Here is a 24,064-nt window from a genome sequence, read left to right on the forward strand (position 1 = left end):
TTTGTTTCTTTGGTGTTTTCATGATAATTCAAATTTAAGGATTTTGAAAACACTCTCTTAGTTTTGACCTAAATCAGTACACTTTTTGCTGACGATTTACAAGTGATATTATGAGTTTTGCATCCAACTATAATTCATTCTTAATGATGCTTTTTATTCCTTTGGTAGCTTTATTTACCAAATTGGCATTTAACAGTAAAGAGCATAATTATTATGAACATGTGATCATGAATACCTTTGGGCAATCAGCATATCTCTTGCTAATGATTATCGTTTTTTATCCGATCTTCTTTTTTCTAAAAGATAGCCCCGGAACCATTATTGCGTTGTCATTCCTCTCTTATCTTTTTGTGCCGGTATTGATGTTTTGGTTTTACAAGAATGTGTATTCCGACATGAGTTCGGGCTCGATTATGCTGCGGATTTTGGCGATAATAGGCTTGGGAATAATCAGTTATTTTATCTTAATCATTATAACCGTTGTGATCATTGTCGTAAAAAATGGCCCTCAAGCTTTTATGCAACAGTAAAAAGTTTATTTAAATAATGAGAGGTCAAAAGGTTGTTCCACATCCCAATTGGAGCGGACATCAATTTCTTTCGGGAAATAAATGACTTCTTCGGTTTGGCGTTTTTCCATAAAATTACCGGTGTCCCAAAGCTTGTTTTTATTGTCGTCGTAAATGACTCTCAACACATATTTGGCGGGTTCTATAGCGTCAAAATTGATGGTTTTACTGCCTTCTGAGTATTCGGAATATTTTACTTTTCCGTCTTTATCCGTTAACTCGATGAGGATTGGAAATCTTTTGACATTTTCCAACACCAATCGCAAATTGCCATAATCTGACAAGTTTTTGGTGCTTGCTTTGTAATTGAGTGTATCGTTAGTTGTATCAAAAAAATCAACCATTGCGCCGGGCAACAATTGTATTTTATAGTTTTCCAGAGGTTCTTTCTTGAAATCTATATATAACTTTTGTAGAAAATCGTCGTATTCAGTCGTAAAATCAACCGCCAAAGAATCTTTGTTTTTAATGCTGATTTTAGTTTTATCAAATTTAATCAAAGGCGTGCTACTGTTTAAAATGTACCTTTCCCGCATTGGAACACTACCGGTAAATTCCGGATTAACTTGCAACGAATCGGCTTTATTACTTTTGCCTTTCAAAATGAAATCCGTTTTATAAGCGTCTTTTTCCACTGTCACTTGCAGCGAATCGGCTTTGATTGGTTTCATCCAAATTTGCAAGGAATCTTTTTTTGGCATTTGAGTAACCACGCAAGGCACAATTTCATTGCCGTTTTTAACCGTCACCTTAGTTCCTTTGGCCTTGCCTTCATAACCCATGAACCATTTGTTATTTGTTGCTTGCGTAGGCTTTATGGCTTTAAAAGGCAATACTTCTTTAAACAATTCTACTTCAAAAAGTGTGTCGTTAGGAATAGTGATGTGTTGTTTTTGAAAACCGATTTTATCCGATTTCGGATCGTATTTATTGTTACCGTTATCTTTTACAGCCACCAATAAATATTTTCCGGCTTTAATATTTTCCAACGTAACTACTTCTAAACTATCCAATGTATTGGTCACATACCTTGGTGTTTCTTTATAAATAGTAGAATCGTTGAACTTTTCGTTAATCTCATACAACATCACCGAAACAAAATTGTCGGTTTTGAGCTCTAAAGCGTCTTTGACTTTAACTTTAAGCTGCAAAGAATCAATGTAAGCACCGGTTGAAAAAACGTATTTGAATTGGGAATACGGATTGGATTCGTTGTTGTCTTCAATGCTTTGACCAAAATTAAAACTGTAAGTAGTATTAGGCTGTAAAGTATCTTTAATATTGATGGTAATGGTTTTACTGGCAGTATAAGGTAAAATTTCGAGTTGATTTTTCATTGGTGGTGAAACAATCAGCTGTTTGTTGGCATTTTTCAACTTCACATATTCGTCGAAAACCAATTTGATTTGCCTACCGTTGAAATTCGTAGTAAAATTTTTGGGCAAACTCGATTTCAAAACCGGAGCTATGGTATCCTTATCACCACCGGTTATAGAGCCTCTTTTGGCGCAACCAATGGTTAACAACAATAAAAGTAAAGCAAAATATTTGGTGGTGTTTTTGAACATAAATTGTTTTTTCAAAGCACAAAATAACAATTATATTTAGTGTGAATGAAATGTTTTACAGGAAACTTAACAATTAACTGTGCGCCATGGCAATGCAGGCAATACTGATTTTAGCTTCGGGAATTTTGAGCAGCGCTTTACTACAAGCTTCTAAGGTAGAACCTGTGGTCATTACATCGTCTATCAGCAGGAAATGTTTTCCCACATATTGCTCTGAAAATTCAATATCAAATATCGTTTTACCCAGTTCTGCTCTGCCCAACAGCGATTTTTTGGTTTGGGTTTTGGTGTATAACTTTCGTTGCAAAAGGGTTTCTTGGTAAGGTATGTTCAAATGATCTGACAAAGCTTGTCCGAAAGTGGTTACCTGATTGTAGCCACGTTCCCGAAATCGCCTTTGGTGCAAAGGAACCGGAATGATGTAATCGATAGTTTGCAGTATCGGCTCTTGTTGCAATTCGGCAGCAAACCATTCGCCAACCACGGTTCCGACTTCTTGGTTTCCCCTGTATTTGAGTTGGTGCATCATTTCCTGAACAATACCTTTTTTGTGAAAATAAAACAACGCGGCGCCAAACTCCAGCGGAATGCGACCGTAAAATCTTTGAAAGACTTCGTTCTCCGGGATTGTAAGATGATTGGTGAGCGGAATTTCGTGCCGGCATTGCGTACAAATCACGTTTTCATCCTGTAACAAAATGGTGTGACAACCGGCGCACGACTTTGGAAAAAATAGATTGACAAGGTAATTCCACATAAAAAAGTAATTTTCTTACATAAAATTATACAATTTTTCAATTCTAATTGTTTTTTAAGGCTTTTTTTATCATCGCTTTTTATATTTTTGCAGCATTATGGCAAAACAAGAAGATTTATTTAAGAATGTAGTTTCGCATGCTAAGGAATATGGATTCATTTTCCCGTCGAGCGAAATTTACGATGGTTTGAGCGCAGTGTATGATTATGCGCAAAACGGAGTCGAATTAAAAAAGAACATTAGAGAATATTGGTGGAAAGCCATGGTGCAAATGCATGAAAACATTGTCGGTCTAGACGCCGCGATTTTGATGCATCCTACCACTTGGAAAGCTTCGGGTCACGTGGATGCGTTCAACGATCCGTTAATTGACAACAAGGATTCTAAAAAAAGATACAGAGCCGATGTTTTAATTGAGGATTATGCCGAAAAATTAAACCTGAAAGCCAAAAAAGAAATTGAAAAAGCCCGCGAGCGTTTTGGCGCTGCTTTCGATGAAGAGCAATACAAAACCACCAATCCGCGAGTGATGGAATATTTGGCCAAAGAGCGTGAAATTTTGGAAAGAATGGGTCGTTCGCTAGGTGCAGGTGATTTAGAAGATGTAAAAGCCTTAATCGAAGAGTTGGAAATCGCCGATCCGGAAACCGGTTCCAGAAACTGGACGGATGTGAAGCAATTCAACTTGATGTTTGGCACCAAACTAGGCGCTTCAGCAGAAAACGCCATGGATTTATACTTGCGTCCGGAAACTGCACAAGGTATTTTTGTGAATTTCTTGAACGTACAAAAAACCGGCAGAATGAAAATTCCTTTCGGGATTGCCCAAACCGGAAAAGCCTTCCGTAATGAGATTGTTGCCCGTCAATTCATTTTCCGTATGCGTGAATTTGAACAAATGGAAATGCAGTTTTTCGTCAAACCGGGCGAAGAAATGAAATGGTACGAGTACTGGAAACAAACCCGTTTGAATTGGCATTTGTCCTTAGGGTTAGGCAAAGAAAATTACCGTTTCCACGACCACGAAAAATTAGCGCATTATGCTAATGCAGCTGCCGATATTGAATTCAACTTCCCATTCGGATTCAAAGAATTAGAAGGTATTCACTCGAGAACCGATTTCGATTTGAAAGCACACGAACAATATTCGGGTAAAAAACTGCTATATTTTGACAACGAAACGAATTCGAATTATGTTCCTTATGTAGTAGAAACTTCGGTAGGATTGGACCGAATGTTCTTGGCGGTTTTCGCGACTTCCTTAAAAGAAGAAACTTTAGAAGACGGTTCTACCCGAACCGTATTGCGTTTACCGAGTGTTTTAGCGCCTACCAAAGCCGCTGTTTTACCTTTAGTAAAAAAAGACGGTTTACCGGAAGTCGCACAAAAAATCATCGAAGATTTGAAATGGGATTTCAACGTGGCTTATGACGAAAAAGATGCGGTTGGTCGTCGTTACAGAAGACAAGATGCGTTGGGAACGCCATTCTGTATTACGGTGGATCATCAAACTTTAGAAGATGAAACGGTAACCATCCGTCACCGCGATTCTATGCAACAAGATCGCGTAAAAATTACTGAATTAAGAGCGATCATCAACAACGAAGTTTCTATGAGAAATTGGTTGATGAAGATGTAATCTTCTTTAAATTCCAAATAAAAAAATCCCAAATTCCAAGATGAGTTTGGGATTTTTCTTTTTGTAAGAATTATACTTGAAAAAAGTTTACATATTAACAGATTGGTCGATTCTGTTAACAATTTGAATTACTCCAAAATCGATACTATAATTTCGTTATAACGAAAATCGACTCTTTTGGTCGGTTTTATTTTCGTGTTTTGTTTTTATTCAACATATTTAGTTTAACAACAAAGTTTCCCCAAAACTACCTGTTAATTTAATCAGAAAATGCTGTCCCTAAATCAACGGATAAGCGTTAATGAGCCACACTTATATAATTATTGATGACAATCAAGAAGATGTCGCGAAAACCCAAGCCATAGCTGAGCGTTTTCGCAATCTGTCCTTTGTCGCGGCTGCCAATAATTATGACGACGGCGTGAATTTGATTTTGGAACACCAACCGCGATTGGTTTTTTTAGAGATTGATCCTTCCGACAAAAAAAGCAATCTATCCTTAGCGCTCATCAATGAATTGTATCGGTATTTGAGTGTTGTTCCGAAAATTATCATTACTACTTCCAAAAAAGAAATGGCTTACGATGCCTTGAAATATGAAGTGGTTGATTATTTGTTGAAACCGCTCGACATCAACGATTTCAGAAAAGCCATACTCAAGTTTGATCGCGCCATCAAATCGGATTTGCCGCATATGGAAGTCAAAAATCCGGCCGCTACATTTGAAGTATTAGACGAAACCCTAGCAGAAGAATTAGAAACAGCCGAACACGATGTAGCAGTAAAAACGGTTACAACGACCAGTAGCCCGATTACAATTCAAAAAGAACAATCGCTTATTATTTGTGTAAAATCTTATGGCGATTACAGATACATTGACTCTGAAGATATTTTATATTTTGAGGCTGATAATAATTCCACTGATATTCATTTGAACAATGGCGAAATGATTACTGCTTTCAAGACTTTAAAACATTTTGAAACCGTATTACCGGATTCGCAGTTTTTGCGTATTCACAACAGTTACATTATCAATGTGAATCAGGTTTCCCGCATCCACACCGGAAATACGGTTTGCTATATTAAAAATTCTACGACCAAATTACCTTTCTCTAAATCGTATAAAGACAACGTCGATTTGATTATCAACAGAATCGCCGGCGGAAATTATTTGGAAATATAGCAGAAAAGTATTACGTTTACTAAAAATCTGACAGGAATGGAAGTAAATGTATTAATGATAGACGACCACGAACTCATCATTGAAGGCTACAAATCTATTTTATCTTACAATCCGCATGGTTATGACGTGAAGACTACGCAAGCTTTAAGCTGTGAAAACGCTTACGAGTTAATTACCACTACATCGGATACCTTTGACTTGGTTACTATAGATTACACTATGCCGCCTTATCCGGAAAAAAACATTCACAACGGCAGCGACTTGATTCCGCTGCTTAGAAAACATTTGCCGGACACTAAAATAATGATGCTGACAACACATTCGGAGGCGCTTTTACTATTCAATATTTTAAAAAATCACAATCCCGAAGGTCTTTTGGTGAAAAGCGATTTTGATGCTAACGATTTTACCGAAGCTTTTCATACCGTTATACAAGGACAACAATACCATAGCAGTACCATAGTAAACTTGAATAAACAATTGGAAGAAAAAGCAAAGATGTTGGATTACTACAATCGTCAAATAATACTATTGTTAAACCGCGGCATCAAAACCAAGAACTTACCGGAACATTTGTATTTGTCAAAAAGTGCTGTCGACAAACGCAAAGCTTACATCAAAGAATTCTTTGATATTGAAAAGGGTAACGATGAAGACATTTTACGTGAAGCGCGCAAGCAAGGTTTTATTTAACCTGGTTTCATTTTACTGTTTTTTAAAAAATGTACACTTTTTGTATACTAAAATCAGATTTTTCCGTTATACTTTTACCATGATAAAAATCAAACTCAGGAACACGTTTTTTGAGGATGGATACCGGATCCAAAGTGGTATTTGGGAAGGTAAAAATTAACTGAAATTTGTCTCGTTTATTTTAGGTCAGTTATTAAGCGGGAGACTATCAAAACGAACCAAAAACAGCCCTTAGCTTTGATGTTTGGACGACTGAAAGCGGGGCTGTTTTGCTTTTTATGAGGTTTATGAAATGTGCTTTCTTTTTATGTTTATTGATGTGTTCTTTGGTAACTTTTGGACAAGAAGTTCCCCAAAAAGGGTTGTGCTATATTAAAATCAAGAATGGAGCAGAAAATACTACTTATTACTTTGACCATATAAAAGACCTGGAAGAGCATGTCGAAAAAATTGTCACGGAAATCCATTTACCTGAAAAAAAGAAAAAGAAAGACCCGAATCCGGAACCTGAAATTGAAATTTCAATCACCTACAACCACTATACTCTAAGTGAAACGGTAAGCGTGAATCATGACCTCATAAAAAAAGCCCTCTTAAAACTGAAAAACCTACTCAATATTCCATTTCAAGAATAGGATTAAGACTATAATTGTAAACCGTTTTTATTAAATTGGCTTTATGAATAAACTCCTTCTTTTATCACTTTCTGCTATCCTTTTGATGGGTTGTAACCAAAAATCGACACAAACCACTCACTCGCCGACCAATGACTCGGTGCAAAAATATTTGGCCTTGGCGGAAAACGATACTTTAGACTATAACAAGAGAGTACTGTATAACGACAAGGCGTTGTCTTTTATTGATTTGAGCAAGAATGATAGTTTGGTTAGGGAAAGTCTGAATAGGGTTAACTACTTATACCTCAAAACAGAAAACTTTACAAAATTTAAAAGCAATATAGATGTTTACCAAAAAAAAGTTTTTGAAAAGAGAGATAGTTTAGGAATTGCAAACTTCCATAAGCATAAAGGTCTATATTTTCATTTCTTAAAAATCAACGATTCGGCTTACTATCATTATTTAAAAGCCGAGTATTTGTTCAAAAATTTAAATAATGAATATGAGGCGGCTAAAATATTTTTAAACAAATCATATATACAAAATGATTATAATGATTATTTAGGTGCTGAATTATCAGCAAAAAAGGCATACTTATTTTTTAAAGAAAAAAACTTATCAGATTTTCAATTTCAAAGTTTGATAATCCTTGGGAATGTTTATCAATCAATTGGGAATAATGATGAAGCATTAAAATCTTATTATGAAGCCATGAATCTTTTAAGATTAATAAATAAGACTACAAAAAGCATTAAAAAAAGCAACTGTTTAAATAATATTGGCAATTTATATCGAGAAAAAAAAGATTATAAAAAAGCCTTTATGTATTTCAGTAAAGCGATTAAGAGTAAAAATTTACTACAAGATGACCCATCATTATTAGGGATTTTATATAATAACACCGGATATTGTTATTTAATGAGTAAACAATTAAAATCTCCTCAAATATTCTATAAAGCAAAAAAAATCCTTGATAGTTTAAATATTAAAGATGAAAGTGCTATGACAGATGTTTATCTATCGAATTATTATATTTTGAAAAAAGATTCTGTTACAGCTAATCGTTATGCGGAGTCAGCATTAAAATTGTCAAAAGAAGCTAATGCTCCCTATTATTATCTTACTGCTTTAACTCATGCCGGAAGTATCAATCCGAAAAAAGCTCCTTTATATATACAAGAGTTTAAACGTATTAACGACAGTTTGCTTTTTGCCGAACGTTCTGCACGAAACCAATATTATAAAATTCAACTCGAGACAGAAGAAATCACCCAACAAAAGGAAACGGCTTTAAAACAGCGAACATTTTTAGTCCTAATTTCCCTAGCTGTTTTTCTTATCGCCATCTTAATTGTTATCATAGCCCGCCAACGATTAAAACAAAAAGAACTTCGATTACAACACACCCAACAAAAAGCCAACGAAGAAATTTACCAATTAATGTTGGTTCAAAAGGCCAAAGAGGATGCCGCCCGACAAAAAGAAAAAAAGCGCATCGGATTGGAATTGCACGATGGCGTGATGAACAAACTAACCAGCACGCGGTTAAATCTTTCGGTACTTTCTATCAATAAAGATAAAGAAACTGTTGACAAGTGCTTACCATACATCCACAACATCCAAGCCATTGAAAACGAGATTCGAAATCTTACCCACAATTTGAATCAAAAAACCGCGCTTTATGAAGATGGATTTGAAAAACTGTTAACCGACCTAACCGCAGAACAAAAACAAATCAGTCCGGTGGACTTTCAGTTGAAAATAAATTCTGCTATTGTTTGGGGAAAAATAGATGATATTCAAAAAATGAATTTGTATAGAATTCTTCAAGAAGCTTGTCAAAACATCAACAAACATGCTAAAGCAAAAAATGCCGAAATCAACTTTGCTGTTAATGATCAAAAACTACACCTCACGATTACCGATGACGGCATCGGAATTCAACCCAATAATCCTCAAAAAGGAATCGGTTTAAAGAATATAAAATACCGGGTAAAACAATTGGGAGGCAAATTTATATTGAACTCCAAACCCAACCAAGGCACTTCCTTGACCATTACAATACCTTTGAAAAATTAGGGGCCTAAATTTCTACCGATAACTCAACGCTTTTCTCTTTTCCAAAAAATCTCATTTTAGAGAGCGATTTCTGTTGCTTTCTGAAATGTACGTTTGACCCAAATGATACAATTCAGGTGATATTGACCAAAAACCCAAAAATCATCCACCCGAATTTGACTATCATTCACTCACAAACGAGGTCATTCTACCACAAACACCAATATATATAGGGCTTCACAGAGACATCCTTTTTAATTTTACATCGTGAAAGTGTCACAGCCTCAAATCATTTGAAAAGACACACACCACAAAAACGAAATAAAACATTAACAATAAAAAGTCTCAAATTATGAAAAAATTAGCAACAACATTTGGATTACTTGCATTAATGCTTGTGGTTACATCGTTTACAACGCCAACTGAGATTGGAGGAAAAAGTTCTAACGGAGGTTTAAAAATTGGAGGAAAAAGTTCTAACGGAGGTTTAAACATTGGTGGAAAAAGCTCTAACGGAGGTTTAGAAATTGGAGGAAAAAGTTCTAACGGAGGTTTAAATATCGGTGGAAAAAGTTCTACTGGAGGTTTAGAAATTGGAGGGAAAAGCTCTAACGGAGGATTATAATACATAAATTATTATCATACTTAACCACTAACATAAGTTAGTGGTTTTTTTTTGCATATTGTTTATTACATTTGTAAAAATCACTATTTAAGTATTGAAATTAAAACTAATTATATTACTTTCATTTTTATTTTTTTCTTGTTCAAAAAATAAAAAAGCAACAGACTCCGCAACATCAAGTTCGGACAGTTTGTCTTATTACTACAATCTGTCACAAAAAGACAATTTAGACAGAGTCGATGTTTTAAAAAACCTTGACAAAGCTCTTAAAATATCCGTGAGCTTAAAAAATAGCCTAGAGAAACGGAATAAAGTAGCTGATATGGCATTTAAATACTATGACTTGGGACAAGATAACCAATTCAATAGGTCTTCTGACATATTACTCAAAGATTCTCGTGAATCAAAAGATTCAATAAATTTAGGGAAAGCATATAGGTGTAAAGCAACTTATCATAAAAATATCCAATCCCTTGATAGCTCATATTATTATTATCTAAAATCAGAAAAGCTATATAACAAAACAAAAGATCAACTAATTTTAGCTAATATTTTATTGAATAAGGGAATCGTTCAATATCTCAGAAGTGATTTCTTAGGTGCAGAGCTATCCCTAACTAGGGCTTATACTATTTTTAAAGACTCAGAAAAAAAAGACAAACTATACGCAACTCTAAATCAATTCGGCTTAGTATATAATGAATTAAAAGAATATGATAAAGCCGTCTTTTACCATAATAAAGCCCTTGAAACGGTTATTGAATTTAAGCTGCAAAACAAAGAACATCAAGAAGCTGTATGTTATAACAACTTAGGATATCTTTATCTTAAACAAAAAAATTACTTGAAGGCGATTACTAACTTTGAATCGGCCTTAAAAGACAAGACCATTATAAATGATGATCCTGATTTATATGCTCTCTTAATTGACAATCTTGCATATTCTAGATTACAATCTTCAAATTACAAAGATTTACCAAATCTTTTTTTTGAAGCCCTTGATATAAGAAAAACATTTAATGACCCTACAGTAGTTGTTGGTAGTTATATTCATTTATCAGAATATTATCAGAAAACAAATAACAACAAGGAAGCAATCAAATATTCAGAACTTGCTTTAAATAAAGCTAGAAGTTCTAATATTCCAAATAATGTAGTTTTAGCATTAAAACAAGCTTCAATTGTCGATAAAAAAAATTCATTTGATTATTCAAATGAATACATAAAAATTAGTGACAGCCTTCAAATAGCCGAAAGAAATTCCAAAGATCGTTTCTCAAAAATTCAATTAGAAACTAATGAAATAATTGAAGAAAACGAAGGCCTAGCCGAAAAAAACCGCAACTTACTCTATGTGTTTGTGGTCACTTTTATATTAGTGGTTTTACTCTTCGTGGTTAGAGCTCAACGCGCCAGAACCCGAGAATTACTCTACAAACAAGCCCAACAAAAAGCCAACGAAGACATTTACAACCTCATGATGTCGCAACAAGCCATTATTGATGAAAGTCGTAGTAAAGAGAAAAAACGTTTGGCACAAGACTTACACGACGGGGTTTTGGGTAGAATGTTCGGGTTGCGACTTAATTTAGACAGCTTAAACTCTAGTACTGATGAGGAAGCGGTTCAAAAACGATTTGAACTCCTAAACGAACTCAAAACCATCGAGCAAGACATCCGCGAAATTTCACACGACTTAAACAGAGAAAAACAAGTTTTAATTAATAACTTTGTTTCTATCGTTCATAATTTACTGGAAGAACAAAAAAATGCTTTCGACGCTGAAGTCAGCTATACCATCGACAATAATGTGAATTGGGACAAAATAGGCAACGCCATCAAAATCAATTTGTACCGAATTTTACAAGAAGGATTGCAAAACATCAACAAATACGCTAATGCCAAAAATATCTTCGTAGAAATTAAAGGTGACGAAGAAAATGTATATTTGAAGATTAAAGATGACGGAATTGGTTTTGATGTCAACAAAAAAAGCAAAGGTATCGGTATGCAAAACATGATTTCCAGAACGCACGACTGTAAAGGAATTATCGATATCACTTCCAAAAAAGACGAAGGCACCAAAATTGTCATCACTATTCCAATTGAAACCAATCAACCTGTAATAATACCACAAGAATGAAAAGCCCAATCCAAATTTTAATCGTAGACGACCATCCGTTTATTATTGAAGCCTACAAAAATGCCATCAACAAATACAGTCAAAACGGATTCGAATTTGAAGTCACCCAAGCCAACAACTGTAAATCGGGTTATGAAAATATAGTCGATACTGCTAAACAATTTGATATCGCTTTTTTTGATATCAGTATGCCCGAATACGCTGAAAAAGGCATCTATTCCGGAGAAGATTTAGCCATGCTGATGAAATCAGAAATGCCTGAATGTAAGGTTATCTTACTAACCATGCATACTGAACTGCTTAAAATAAATAACATCATCAAAAACATCAATCCAAGCGGCTTAATCATTAAAAACGACTTGACCTTTGACGAATTGCTTTTCGCTTTCGACAAAATCATTAACAACGAAAGTTATTACAGCCAAACGGTTATCAAATTGGTCGGACAAGCCCAATACAATAACATCGAGTTGGATGTATTCGACAAACAAATCCTTTTCCATCTCTCAAAAGGCGTGAAAACCAAAGATTTACCAACCTACATTCCGCTCTCATTAAGCGCTATCGAAAAAAGAAAGCTAAACATCCGCGAAATTCTTGAAGTTCCGGGCGGAACCGATGTGGATTTGATACGCGAAGCCAAGAATAAAGGTGTCATTTAACGATTATGCGGGAAACCGTAACCAATTTTACGGGAAACCGTAATCAACCTCATCAATACAATACTTACCTTAGCCAAATGATTTCAGGGTTAGTATTTGTAGAATAAAGCAAGTGGTACAAAAACTTCAAAACTACTGCTTAATTTACAAGACTTAGGGGGAAGCGATACTTTCGGGTATCGCTTTTTTTATTCACTTATAGCGTCCCAACCCCGAGCCTTTAAAGGAATCTTGGTGTTGGCTCTGGTAATCAAATGCGTGCCTTCGCTTTCTTGTGTCATATGACCAATCACCGTAAAATTTGGATTGGCTTTGATTTTGTCAAAATCTTCTAAAGTAATGGTAAACAATAACTCATAATCTTCTCCGCCATTGATGGCTACAGTTGTTGAATCGATATTGAATTCTTCACAAACATTGATAAATTGAGGATCAACCGGGATTTTCTCTTCGTACAAGTTACACCCAACATTACTTTGCTTGCAAACGTGAATAATCTCAGAAGACAATCCGTCTGAAATGTCTATCATTGAGGTAGGTTTTACCTCCAGTTTTTCTAAAAGTTCTCGGATGTCGGTTCTGGCTTCCGGTTTTAATTGCCTTTCTATCAAATAAGTGTAGGCGTCCAAATCCGGCTGGTTGTTAGGATTTACCTGAAACACTTGCTTTTCACGTTCCAAAACCTGCAATCCCATATAAGCCGAACCTAAATCGCCGGTAACTATTAACAAATCGCCATTTTTAGCACCGTTACGGTACACAATTTCTTCTTCATTTGCTTCACCAATAGCCGTAATCGAAATGATCAATCCTTTTTGAGAAGAAGTCGTGTCGCCGCCAACTACATCCACTTTATAAATCTTGGCCGCCATGGCAATTCCTTCAAACAGCTCTTCCAAAGCTTCTAAAGGAAATCTATTAGAAACCGCTATCGAAACCGTAATCTGCGTAGGCTTAGCATTCATAGCCGCGATATCAGATAAGTTGACCACTACCGCTTTGTAACCCAAATGCTTCAAAGGCATATAACTCAAATCGAAATGAACGCCTTCAATGAGTAAATCGGTGGAAACCACTGTCTTTTTGCCCTTAAAATCTAAAACCGCTGCGTCGTCGCCTATGCTTTTTAAAGTAGAAGCTTGTTTTACTTCAAAATGTTGGGTCAAATGACTAATCAATCCGAATTCTCCCAACTGAGAAAGGGGTGTGCGTTGTGGTGTTTTATCTTCTAACATCTTTATAAAGTTCTAAGGTGCAAAGATACTAAGGTTCTAAGGTTTATTCCAACAAAAAACCCCATTGCTTTCACAACCGGGTTTCTCTTATAATATCATTCCTAAGTACCTCAGTGCCTAAAGATTAATCATTCAACTTCAACACCGCCATAAAGGCTTCTTGCGGAATTTCTACATTCCCTACTTGACGCATTCTCTTTTTCCCTTTTTTCTGTTTTTCCAATAATTTACGCTTACGCGAAATATCTCCTCCGTAACACTTGGCCGTAACGTCTTTTCTCAAAGCTTTGATGGTTTCACGAGCAATAATTTTGGCTCCGATTGCCGCTTGAATCGGAATATCAAACTGTTGTCTCGGAATCAATTCGCGTAGTTTTTCACACATTTTTTTACCAATGTTATAAGCATTGTCTTCGTGTATCAAAGCCGATAAAGCATCTACTGAATTGGCATTCAACAACACATCCAGTTTGACTAATTTAGAAGCTCTCATCCCAATCGGAGAGTAATCAAATGAAGCATATCCTTTGGAAACCGTTTTCAATCGGTCGTAAAAATCAAATACAATCTCTGCCAAAGGCATGTCGAAATTTAATTCCACACGCTCGGTAGTTAAATACGTTTGGTTGGTGATTATCCCGCGTTTTTCAATACACAAACTCATTACGTTCCCTACGAAATCAGCTTTGGTAATGATCGTGGCTTTGATAAACGGTTCTTCCACTCGGTCTAATTTGGATGGTTCGGGTAAATCCGACGGGTTGTTCACCACTATCGGTGTATCGGGCTCTTTTTTGGTATAAGCCAAATACGAAACGTTCGGTACCGTTGTAATCACCGTCATGTCGAATTCACGCTCCAATCGCTCCTGAATAATCTCTAAGTGCAACATTCCTAAGAATCCACAACGGAAACCAAATCCTAAAGCGGCCGAACTCTCGGGCGCAAACACCAAAGAAGCATCATTCAACTGCAATTTCTCCATAGAAGAACGCAAATCTTCATAATCTTCCGTATCTACCGGATAAATTCCGGCAAAAACCATCGGTTTTACATCTTCAAAACCAACAATCATATTGGTCGTTGGTGTTTTGGCATCGGTAATGGTATCCCCAACTTTGACTTCTTTAGCTTCTTTAATTCCGGAAATCAAATACCCAACATCGCCGGTAGATATCACGTCTTTCGGCACTTGATTAAGTTTTAACGTCCCAACCTCATCCGCAAAATATTCGTTGCCCGTAGCCATGAATTTAATTTTCTGCCCTTTTCTGATTTCCCCGTTTTTTACTCGGAAAATAACTTCAATGCCCCGAAACGGATTATACACACTATCAAAAATCAACGCTTGCAAAGGTTCGTCTTTAGTGCCTTTAGGCGCAGGAATTTTTTCTATAATGGCTGATAAAATGTTTTCCACCCCAAAACCGGTTTTCCCCGAAGCGTGGATAATGTCTTCCAACTTACATCCCAACAAATCAATAATATCGTCGCTCACTTCCTCAGGATTGGCACTAGGCAAATCCACTTTATTCAACACCGGAATAATCTCCAAATCGTTTTCCAAAGCCAAGTACAAGTTGGAAATGGTTTGTGCCTGTATGCTTTGTGCGGCATCAACAATCAACAACGCTCCTTCACAAGCCGCAATCGAACGGGAAACTTCATACGAAAAATCCACGTGTCCAGGCGTATCAATCAGGTTCAGGATATAATCTTCGCCTTTGTATTTGTACTCCATTTGAATGGCGTGACTCTTAATGGTAATCCCACGCTCGCGCTCCAAATCCATGTTGTCCAACAATTGGGCCTTCTCTTCACGAGCCGTAACGGTTTGGGTAGCGCCCAACAATCGGTCGGCCAACGTACTTTTCCCGTGGTCAATGTGGGCAATAATGCAAAAATTTCTAATATGCTTCATTTTCTTTCTTTGTCAATTTAATTAGGGCGTGACCACAAGGGTCGGGCTTTCCGTTGCAATCTTTTGCTTTTTTCAAAACCAAAAGGATTTCCACTCCAAATGAAATTCACTGAACTCCTATAAAAATTAAGAGTTGGTGAAGTAATCCCTCACGCAAAACACCGCTATCCCTTTTACAGCAGTCATTTAATCGGCAAATATAGGGCAAAGTTTTGGATTGAAGAATGCTGATTAACGATTGTTGAGCGCTGCCCAAAATTCTTAAATCTAAAATCGGTCATCATCATTCAACAATCTTTAGTATTTTTGCCAAAAAAATTCACCTATGCCCAAAATCGGCAACATCCAATTACCTGATTTCCCGTTGCTTCTTGCGCCTATGGAAGACGTGAGCGATCCGCCTTTCAGACGCTTGTGTAAACTGCACGGCGCCGACTTAATGTACTCCGAATTCATCTCCTCTGAAGGACTGATTCGCGATGCGATTAAAAGCCGACAAAAGCTGGACATCTTCGATTATGAAAGACCTGTCGGGATTCAGATTTTTGGTGGCGATGAAGAAGCTATGGAAATGTCTTCCAGAATTGTGGATGCAGTCCAACCGGATTTAGTCGATATTAATTTTGGTTGTCCGGTGAAAAAAGTGGTTTGCAAAGGCGCCGGCGCCGGCGTGTTGAAAGACGTGGATTTGATGGTGCGATTGACCAAAGCAGTAATCAAAGGCACTTCCTTGCCAGTCACGGTAAAAACACGTTTGGGTTGGGACGAAAACTCTATCAATATCGATGAAGTAGCCGAAAGACTGCAAGATGTTGGCGTACAAGCTTTAACTGTTCACGCCCGTACCAGAGCACAAATGTACAAAGGCCACTCCGATTGGTCACATATTGCCAGGGTTAAAAACAATCCGCGAATCACGATGCCCATCTTTGGCAACGGCGATATCGATTCGCCTGAAAAAGCGCTCGAATACAAAAATAAATTCGGCTTAGACGGCATGATGATTGGTCGCGCCGCTATTGGTTACCCGTGGATTTTCAACGAAATCAAACATTATTTCAATACCGGAGAACATTTGGCACAACCTACCATGACCGACCGTATCGAAGCCGCTAGAAATCATTTGATTTGGTCTATGGAATGGAAAGGAGAACGCTTAGGGATAGTAGAAATGCGCCGCCATTATACCAATTATTTCAAAGGTGTTCACGGGTTTAAAGATTTCAAACAACGATTAGTTACCACTGATGGCCACAATGCTTTATTGCAAATTTTTGAGGAAATTCGAGAGGCTTACGCCAATTATCAGTTTGTTTAATCCAACAACTTTTGGCTCACACGACTACTGGCAATCCAACTCGATACTACGCCCAGTGTTACAATAGTAGCAAAAACTATCGCTACATTTTGAATACTGAACACCACCGGATAGGCCAACGTTTCAGTGATCATCACTAGTTTGAATTGCTGTTGGATTAACACAATTATAATCCCTAATACCAAACCGACTAACCCGCCAAAAACGCTTAACAAACTGCCTTGCAGTAGAAATATCTTTTTCAAATCTTTGATATCAGAACCCAAACTGTGTAGGGTTTTGAGGTTACTTCTCTTGTCCAATATCATCATAATTAAAGCGCCGATTAAGTTGAACAGTGCAATAATAATCACTAGAGTAAAAATGAGATAGACTGCTATGTTTTCGGTGTTCAGCATCTTGTAAAGGGTTGCGTTTTGCTGGGCACGGTTTCTGATTTGTACTTTATTTTGAAGCAATTCCGTAACGGCTTTCATTACTGAAGCTTCATCCGCATTGGGCTGGAGTTTGATTTCCAAGCCCGAGAACTGATTGGGTTGTAATTCCAATAATTCTTGCGCCAAAGTCAAATCGCAAAACACATATTTCTGATCCAAATCTTCGCTTACCGCATAAATGCCTACCGGAATCAATCGGGTTTTGTTAAAGGCTTCGGCTTCGCTTTCGATAACACCTTTGCCCTTTCGCGGCACATAAACCTCAAACGGGTTGTTGTAATCATAAAGGCCGAGAGACAATTTTTCTGAAATGCCGTAGCCTATAACCACTTCAATGGTATTGGGTTTCAACCATTTTCCGTTAACCAAACTTTGCTCTACAACATTGGTTTGGGTAAACTTGTTGTCTACTCCTTTAAGGTAAGTTACTTGCTCTTTACCGTCGAAGAAAAACAGAACCCGCTCTTCCAATACTTTACTGTAAGAGGCAATTCCGCTGATTTGGCCAAGCTTTTGTTCTTGCGTAGAAGTTAAAGTGAAAAATTTTCCGGTAACGGCATTCCCTTTTAAATCGGGATCAAAATCGTTGGAAAAAGACAAACTGAATTCGCGCAATCCGCTAAAAACGGATAAAACAACGAACAACGCAAGCGCGCCTACAACAATTCCGACGGCTGCTATCCCGGTAATAATATTGATAGCATTGTTTTTGCTCTTACTAAAAAGATATCGTTTGGCTATGTAAAGCGAAAAATTCAAGTGTAGATTAAAATTTCTTGCGTTTGTCTAAAAGTGCTCTGTTTTCTATAGGATTCTCTTTTCCGGCCAAAGCATTGTCAATCTTTTCGATATAATCCAAGGAATCATCAATATAAAAAACCAAATTAGGTACTTTGCGCAATTGTAGTTTTACTCTTTGCGCCAAATCGTGCTTGATTAAAGGCGCATTGGTTTTTACGGCTTCGAGTAATTCGACAGCTTTCTCCTGTGGAAAAACACTCAAATAAACTTTAGCAATAGACAAATCAGTGGTCACGCTCACTTTTGAAACCGAAATCACTAAATTGGTGATCCCGTTTTTACGCACTTCGCCTTGCAGGATATCTACTAAATCCTTTTGTAATACATTCCCGATTTTTTTCTGTCTGTTCGTTTCCATGGGGCAAAAATACAACTTTTAAGTTATAAAGTTGCAAAGTAGCTGACCCGAGCACGAAGTGCGAATTGTATGGAGCGAAGCGTAATAAGTTACTGCGTTTTTTGAGAAGCTATTTCCTGCTATCCGCTATATCTTTTTATTGTTATCACCAAACACCGTCAGAAGGACATTTCTTAAACAATAATAAGGATGCCGCTTCTATCAGGGCTAATGTACGAAATGCTTATCTTTGACTTTTTATAACAGCTTGAGCAACTTAGTCGCTCAACAACCCAATAATTCCAATTAAATGAGAAAAATAGAACACATTGGTATAGCCGTAAAAAGTTTAGAAAGCTCCAACCTATTATTTGAAAAACTATTTGGCAATCCGCCTTATAAAGAAGAAGAAGTGGCCAGTGAAGGTGTTAAAACTTCATTTTTTATGAATGGCCCTAACAAAATTGAACTCTTGGAAGCAACAAATTCTGAAAGCCCCATTGCTAAATTTTTAGAAAAAAAAGGCGAAGGTATTCATCATATTGCTTTTGATGTGGAAGATATCCTTTCTGAAATAGCCCGGCTAAAAAATGAAGGATTTGTGGTTTTAAATGAAATCCCCAAAAAAGGTGCCGATAACAAATTGGTTGCCTTTTTACATCCAAAAGGAACCAATGGTGTTTTGATTGAGCTTTGCCAAGAAATCCCTTAAAAATAGTTGCAACGAAAAAAAAATAGTAGTAATATTGCAACCTCTAATGCGGTCCTATAGCTCAGTTGGTTAGAGCACCTGACTCATAATCAGGTGGTCCTTGGTTCGAGCCCAAGTGGGACCACAATTTTAAAGACCTCAAAAGGGGTCTTTTTTTTGGCCCTAAAAACCATAAGTTCCTATACATCGTAAATATTGAGGCATATGGAAATTGAATTTTTATCATCAAAGTTAAAATTAGACCTATAATCAATACCTTTGTATTTTAAATTTGTATTAATAATGTTGATTATATAACCAATTTATTTTGGCGATTAGATTTTTTTTATACTTTTACGCACTATGAAAATTGTCCCGAATAGAATTGTTATCATTCTGGCAGTGGTTTTTTTACCGGTTATCAATGTTTTTGCTGGTCCCGATCCACCGCCACCATCTTCACCTCCAGAACCGCCAGGCTTGCCTTTGGACGGTGGTTTGATGCTATTATTACTATTTGCATTACTTTTAGGATTTTACAAAATATCCCGATACAATACCAAAAAAGCATCCCGATAAATGGATGCTTTTTTACTTTTAAAATGCACGAATTTTTAAAATTACTGTCTAAGCGAGTATAATCTTGCCACGTATTTTCCGACAACATCAAATTCTAAGTTGATTTTTGAACCTATTTTAAATGTCTTAAAATTTGTATGTTCAAATGTATAAGGAATAATAGCAACACTAAATGTATTTGATTTTGAATTAACCACCGTTAAACTTACTCCGTTAACGGTTATTGACCCTTTTTCAATAGTCACATTGTTTTGCTGACTGTGGTAGTCAAAAGTAAAATACCAACTGCCGTTGGCTTCTTCAATCGATTTACAAACTCCTATATGATCAACATGACCTTGCACAATGTGACCATCTAATCTATCCCCTAACTTCATCGCTCGCTCCAAATTAATCAAATCGCCTACTTGCCATTCTCCTAACGTAGTTTTATCAATGGTTTCCTTAATAGCGGTTACAGTGTATTCGTCTTTATCAATAGCTACTACGGTCAAACAAACGCCGTTATGGGCTACGCTTTGATCTATTTTTAACTCTTGCGTAATGTCGGAGGCAATTGTCAAGTGAAGATTGTCTCCTTCTTTTTTTAATTCTTTTACAATTCCAAGGGTTTCAATTATTCCTGTAAACATTATGGTTTTATTTTACTAAATTTGCACTTCAAAATTAGCAATAAATAACCAGTACTTCTTATGAAAAAAGCAGAAAATATCATAGTTGGGATTTCAATCGGAGATTTAAACGGTATTGGAAGCGAGGTGATTTTGAAAACTTTCGAAGATGCCCGAATGTTGGAACTTTGCACACCGGTTATTTTTGCCAATGTCAAAATCCTGTCATTCATTAAAAAGACTTTGGAATTAACTGCTCCTTTACACGGAATTGACAAAATAGAGCAACTCGTTACAGGAAAAATAAATGTTTTAAATGTTTGGCGTGAAGGGGTTGATTTGAACTTCGGACAAAACGATGACATCGTAGGGAAATACGCTATAAAATCTTTTACTTCAGCTACTAAAGCACTAAAAGAAAACCAAATCGATTTATTAGTTACCGCTCCTATCAACAAATACAATATACAATCTGAGGAATTTAAATTTCCCGGACATACCGATTATTTGAACCAAGAGCTGGAAGGAAATGCCTTAATGTTTATGGTTCATGACAATTTGAGGGTTGGTTTGTTAACCGATCATGTTCCGGTAAATGAAGTAGCCAAACATTTAACCGAAAAATTGATTGTGCAAAAAATAGAAACCATCAAACAATCGTTAATTCAAGATTTTGGCGTCAACAAACCAAAAATTGCAGTTTTGGCTCTTAACCCTCACGCCGGAGACAATGGTGTAATCGGAAAAGAAGACGATGAAATTTTAAAACCTGCCTTGAAGAAATTATTCGAAAAAGGGACTTTGGTTTTTGGCCCTTTTGCAGCTGACGGTTTTTTTGGCAATAGCCAATATGAAAAATACGATGCTGTAGTCGCTACTTATCACGATCAAGGATTAATCCCTTTCAAGACTTTATCTTTTGGAAACGGTGTAAATTATACCGCAGGATTAAACAAAGTAAGAACTTCTCCTGATCATGGAACAGCCTATGAAATTGCAGGAAAAGGAATAGCCGACCATAATTCATTCCGAGAAGCAGTTTACACTGCAATTGACATTTATAATTCAAGAGCAGATTACAAGGAAATCTCCCGAAATCCCTTGAAAACAAAAGAAAAACAGTTATAAACAAAAAAATGTTGATAAGGTTATTGGAATTCCAATAATTTTATATCTTTGCACTCCCGAAATGTCGGGTCAAATTGTTGTTTAGATGAAAAGTACGAATGAATATTTAATTCCTTTCATAGGATTAAAATTAGGAAAGCATCAGTTTGAATTTAAAATAGAGAAAAAGTTCTTTGATGAATTTAGTTTTGGTGAATTCGAAAGCTGTACTGTAGACGTTGCTGTAGTTTTAGAAAAAAAAACTACCATGTTGGAAATCAGCTTCAAGCACAAAGGAACCGTAAATGTTCCCTGTGACCTAACCGGTGAGCCGTTTGATTTGCCTATCAAAGGAAAAATTAAACTGGTTGTCCAATTTGGTGACGAATTCAACAACGACAATGATGAACTATTGATACTCCCTCACGGAGAACACCAAATAGATTTATCGCAATACATTTATGAAATGATTGTTTTGTCGGTGCCTCATAAAAGGATACATCCCGGAGTAAAAGACGGAACCTTGCAAACAGAAGCGCTTCAAAAACTAAATGAATTACAAGTAAAAGAGATTAAAGAAGAAAAAAAAGAAGATGATATTGACCCGCGTTGGGACAAATTAAAACAACTATTAACGGATAAATAATATAGTACAATGGCACATCCTAAGAGAAAAACCTCGAAAACAAGAAGAGATAAAAGAAGAACTCATTATAAAGCAACTGTTGCCCAAATCGCAACTTGCCCTATAACAGGTGAAGCACATTTATACCACAGAGCTTACTGGCACGAAGGTAAAATGTATTACAGAGGACAAGTAGTTATTGATAAATCAGTAGCTGTTGCTTAATTAAGGTTTTTTTACAAAACAAACTCTCACTATGTGGGAGTTTTTTGTTTTAATTAATTTTAGCAAATATCCCTAGCGAATACCTTCAGGTATAAATTTTTTTTGTAATTTCCACAACTTTTCGATTGTACAAAAATCGATTGGAAAAACACCTTTTTTATGACCAAAATAACAGCCGCAATTACCGCAGTTGGAGCTTATGTTCCGGAATTTGTACTCTCTAATCAAGTACTGGAAACTATGGTAGATACCAATGACGAATGGATAACCACTCGCACCGGTATTAAAGAAAGAAGACTTTTGAAAGAAAAAGGAAAAGGCACTTCTTATTTGGCCATCAAGGCCGCTCAAGATTTAATATCTAAAGCCAATATCAATCCGGAAGAAATAGACCTAGTCATCATGGCTACTGCGACTCCCGATATGCCGGTGGCTTCTACAGGAGTTTACGTTGCCAGTCAAATTGGTGCTGTAAATGCTTTTGCCTATGATTTACAAGCGGCTTGTTCTAGCTTTTTATTCGGAATGTCAAACGCCGCAGCCTATATAGAATCCGGCAGATACAAAAAAGTATTGTTAATCGGTGCCGATAAAATGTCTTCTATCATAGATTACACAGACAGAGCAACTTGCATCATTTTTGGTGATGGTGGTGGTGCTGTTTTATTCGAACCTAATTACGAAGGTTTAGGGTTACAAGATGAGTTTCTAAGAAGCGACGGTATCGGCAGAGAATACCTAAAAATTGATGCCGGTGGTTCAATCCTTCCGCCTTCGGAAGAAACTGTGGCTAACGGACAACACTTTGTTTTTCAAGATGGAAAAACGGTATTTAAATATGCGGTTTCCGGCATGGCAGACGTAAGTGAAAAAATAATGGAGCGCAACCATTTGACCAAAGAGAATGTAGATTGGTTGATTGCACACCAAGCTAATAAAAGAATTATCGATGCCACTGCCAGCAGAATGGGCGTTGACGAAGATAAAGTTTTAGTCAACATTCACCGTTATGGCAATACCACATCAGCTACTTTACCACTATTGTTGAGTGATTTTGAAAAACAATTTAAAAAAGGAGACAACTTAATTTTCGCTGCTTTTGGTGGTGGATTCACTTGGGGATCTATCTACTTAAAATGGGCGTATGACAAACAATAAAACTAATTCTAAAACTAACAAATCATGGATTTAAAAGAAATTCAAAACCTGATCAAATTCGTTTCCAATTCCGGAGTAGCCGAAGTAAAATTGGAAACAGGTGATGTTAAAATTACCATCAGAACTACTTTAGAAGGAAATACACCGGATATAACTTATGTTCAGCAAGCCCCTGTTCAGCAAGCTATAGCAGCTCCGGTAGCAGCAGCTCCGGTAGCGGCTTCAACACCGGTAGCAGCAGCTCCGACCGAAGACAATTCAAAATTCATCACTATAAAATCTCCAATGATTGGAACTTTTTACCGCAAACCTTCTCCGGACAAACCGGTATTTGTTGAAGTAGGAACTTCTATTCAAAAAGGTGATGTGCTTTGTGTGGTAGAAGCCATGAAATTATTCAACGAAATTGAAGCGGAAGTTTCTGGGAAAATCGTTAAAATATTGGTAGACGATATGTCGCCTGTAGAATTTGACCAACCATTATTCTTGGTTGACCCTTCTTAA

General features: G+C 36.6%; 24 protein-coding genes and 1 tRNA gene. 18 read left to right on the plus strand and 7 right to left on the minus strand.

Annotated elements, in window-relative coordinates:
- Positions 1–110 precede the first annotated feature (110 nt).
- The gene (locus ACIQ32_RS03900; protein ID WP_396194379.1) at positions 111–530 is read left to right on the plus strand and encodes a hypothetical protein; all 420 of its coding nucleotides are present in this window, start codon (positions 111–113) and stop codon (positions 528–530) included.
- A gap of 5 nt (positions 531–535) precedes the next feature.
- On the opposite strand, the gene ACIQ32_RS03905 is transcribed toward ACIQ32_RS03900, so the two are convergent.
- Together ACIQ32_RS03905 and ACIQ32_RS03910 are read right to left on the minus strand one after the other, a co-directional pair.
- Positions 536–2,137 (minus strand): Ig-like domain-containing protein, encoded by a 1,602-nt coding sequence (locus ACIQ32_RS03905; RefSeq protein WP_396194380.1) that lies wholly within the window; start codon positions 2,135–2,137, stop codon positions 536–538.
- A 73-nt stretch (positions 2,138–2,210) separates the two neighbouring features.
- Positions 2,211–2,894 (minus strand): ComF family protein, encoded by a 684-nt coding sequence (locus tag ACIQ32_RS03910; RefSeq protein ID WP_396194381.1) that lies wholly within the window; start codon positions 2,892–2,894, stop codon positions 2,211–2,213.
- A 97-nt stretch (positions 2,895–2,991) separates the two neighbouring features.
- On the opposite strand from ACIQ32_RS03910, the gene ACIQ32_RS03915 reads away from it, so the two are divergent.
- From ACIQ32_RS03915 to ACIQ32_RS03950, 8 genes are all read left to right on the plus strand, one after another.
- Positions 2,992–4,533 carry a glycine--tRNA ligase gene (locus tag ACIQ32_RS03915; protein WP_396194382.1) on the plus strand — a complete coding sequence of 514 codons (1,542 nt, stop codon included), beginning with the start codon at positions 2,992–2,994 and terminating at the stop codon, positions 4,531–4,533.
- Between the two features lie 301 nt (positions 4,534–4,834).
- The gene (locus ACIQ32_RS03920) at positions 4,835–5,716 is read left to right on the plus strand and encodes a LytR/AlgR family response regulator transcription factor (RefSeq protein ID WP_396194383.1); all 882 of its coding nucleotides are present in this window, start codon (positions 4,835–4,837) and stop codon (positions 5,714–5,716) included.
- A 36-nt stretch (positions 5,717–5,752) separates the two neighbouring features.
- Positions 5,753–6,409, plus strand: coding sequence for a response regulator transcription factor (locus ACIQ32_RS03925; RefSeq protein WP_396194384.1), 657 nt, complete (start codon positions 5,753–5,755; stop codon positions 6,407–6,409).
- 287 nt (positions 6,410–6,696) lie between these two features.
- Positions 6,697–7,044, plus strand: a complete 348-nt coding sequence (locus ACIQ32_RS03930; protein ID WP_396194385.1) for a hypothetical protein — start codon at positions 6,697–6,699, stop codon at positions 7,042–7,044.
- Positions 7,045–7,087: 43 nt separating this feature from the next.
- Positions 7,088–9,106 (plus strand): ATP-binding protein, encoded by a 2,019-nt coding sequence (locus tag ACIQ32_RS03935; RefSeq protein ID WP_396194386.1) that lies wholly within the window; start codon positions 7,088–7,090, stop codon positions 9,104–9,106.
- 331 nt (positions 9,107–9,437) lie between these two features.
- Positions 9,438–9,710: a hypothetical protein gene (locus tag ACIQ32_RS03940; RefSeq protein ID WP_396194387.1), complete on the plus strand. Its 273-nt coding sequence runs from the start codon at positions 9,438–9,440 to the stop codon at positions 9,708–9,710.
- 556 nt (positions 9,711–10,266) lie between these two features.
- A complete protein-coding gene (locus tag ACIQ32_RS03945; protein ID WP_396194388.1) occupies positions 10,267–11,853 on the plus strand; it encodes a tetratricopeptide repeat protein in 1,587 nt (528 codons plus the stop codon).
- Entirely contained in the window at positions 11,850–12,515 is a 666-nt protein-coding gene (locus ACIQ32_RS03950) for a response regulator (protein ID WP_396194389.1), read from the plus strand. Before ACIQ32_RS03945 ends, ACIQ32_RS03950 begins: the two co-directional genes overlap by 4 nt.
- A 188-nt stretch (positions 12,516–12,703) precedes the next feature.
- Here ACIQ32_RS03950 and thiL read toward each other — a convergent pair whose 3' ends face one another.
- On the minus strand, positions 12,704–13,750 hold the full coding sequence (gene thiL / locus ACIQ32_RS03955) for a thiamine-phosphate kinase (protein WP_396194390.1): 1,047 nt from the start codon (positions 13,748–13,750) through the stop codon (positions 12,704–12,706).
- 124 nt (positions 13,751–13,874) lie between these two features.
- Positions 13,875–15,671 (minus strand): translation elongation factor 4, encoded by a 1,797-nt coding sequence (lepA, locus tag ACIQ32_RS03960; RefSeq protein WP_396194391.1) that lies wholly within the window; start codon positions 15,669–15,671, stop codon positions 13,875–13,877.
- Between the two features lie 325 nt (positions 15,672–15,996).
- Here lepA and dusB point away from each other — a divergent pair, with 325 nt between their 5' ends.
- Positions 15,997–16,989, plus strand: coding sequence for a tRNA dihydrouridine synthase DusB (dusB, locus tag ACIQ32_RS03965; RefSeq protein WP_396194392.1), 993 nt, complete (start codon positions 15,997–15,999; stop codon positions 16,987–16,989).
- Here the strand turns inward: dusB and ACIQ32_RS03970 are convergent.
- Both ACIQ32_RS03970 and rbfA read right to left on the minus strand, forming a co-directional pair.
- On the minus strand, positions 16,986–18,185 hold the full coding sequence (locus ACIQ32_RS03970; RefSeq protein WP_396194393.1) for an ABC transporter permease: 1,200 nt from the start codon (positions 18,183–18,185) through the stop codon (positions 16,986–16,988). The two genes, dusB and ACIQ32_RS03970, sit on opposite strands and share 4 nt — an antisense overlap.
- Before the next feature lie 7 nt (positions 18,186–18,192).
- The gene (gene rbfA, locus ACIQ32_RS03975) at positions 18,193–18,585 is read right to left on the minus strand and encodes a 30S ribosome-binding factor RbfA (RefSeq protein ID WP_396194394.1); all 393 of its coding nucleotides are present in this window, start codon (positions 18,583–18,585) and stop codon (positions 18,193–18,195) included.
- A gap of 289 nt (positions 18,586–18,874) precedes the next feature.
- On the opposite strand from rbfA, the gene mce reads away from it, so the two are divergent.
- The 3 genes from mce to ACIQ32_RS03990 all read left to right on the plus strand — a co-directional run bounded on the left by mce (position 18,875) and on the right by ACIQ32_RS03990 (position 19,834).
- The gene (mce, locus tag ACIQ32_RS03980) at positions 18,875–19,276 is read left to right on the plus strand and encodes a methylmalonyl-CoA epimerase (protein ID WP_396194395.1); all 402 of its coding nucleotides are present in this window, start codon (positions 18,875–18,877) and stop codon (positions 19,274–19,276) included.
- A 50-nt stretch (positions 19,277–19,326) separates the two neighbouring features.
- Positions 19,327–19,400, plus strand: a tRNA-Ile gene (locus tag ACIQ32_RS03985).
- 218 nt (positions 19,401–19,618) lie between these two features.
- A complete protein-coding gene (locus tag ACIQ32_RS03990) occupies positions 19,619–19,834 on the plus strand; it encodes a hypothetical protein (protein ID WP_396194396.1) in 216 nt (71 codons plus the stop codon).
- Positions 19,835–19,875: 41 nt separating this feature from the next.
- On the opposite strand, the gene ACIQ32_RS03995 is transcribed toward ACIQ32_RS03990, so the two are convergent.
- Entirely contained in the window at positions 19,876–20,466 is a 591-nt protein-coding gene (locus ACIQ32_RS03995; protein ID WP_396194397.1) for a riboflavin synthase, read from the minus strand.
- 60 nt (positions 20,467–20,526) lie between these two features.
- Here ACIQ32_RS03995 and pdxA point away from each other — a divergent pair, with 60 nt between their 5' ends.
- The 5 genes from pdxA to accB all read left to right on the plus strand — a co-directional run bounded on the left by pdxA (position 20,527) and on the right by accB (position 24,064).
- Entirely contained in the window at positions 20,527–21,573 is a 1,047-nt protein-coding gene (gene pdxA, locus ACIQ32_RS04000; RefSeq protein WP_396194398.1) for a 4-hydroxythreonine-4-phosphate dehydrogenase PdxA, read from the plus strand.
- An 85-nt stretch (positions 21,574–21,658) separates the two neighbouring features.
- Positions 21,659–22,198: a YceD family protein gene (locus ACIQ32_RS04005; RefSeq protein WP_396194399.1), complete on the plus strand. Its 540-nt coding sequence runs from the start codon at positions 21,659–21,661 to the stop codon at positions 22,196–22,198.
- A 9-nt stretch (positions 22,199–22,207) separates the two neighbouring features.
- On the plus strand, positions 22,208–22,402 hold the full coding sequence (rpmF, locus tag ACIQ32_RS04010; RefSeq protein WP_129434012.1) for a 50S ribosomal protein L32: 195 nt from the start codon (positions 22,208–22,210) through the stop codon (positions 22,400–22,402).
- Between the two features lie 159 nt (positions 22,403–22,561).
- Positions 22,562–23,560, plus strand: coding sequence for a beta-ketoacyl-ACP synthase III (locus ACIQ32_RS04015; protein WP_396194400.1), 999 nt, complete (start codon positions 22,562–22,564; stop codon positions 23,558–23,560).
- A gap of 24 nt (positions 23,561–23,584) precedes the next feature.
- Entirely contained in the window at positions 23,585–24,064 is a 480-nt protein-coding gene (gene accB / locus ACIQ32_RS04020) for an acetyl-CoA carboxylase biotin carboxyl carrier protein (RefSeq protein ID WP_396194401.1), read from the plus strand.

The sequence above is a fragment of the Flavobacterium sp. genome, from assembly GCF_044373165.1.
In the GTDB taxonomy this organism is placed as follows: domain Bacteria; phylum Bacteroidota; class Bacteroidia; order Flavobacteriales; family Flavobacteriaceae; genus Flavobacterium.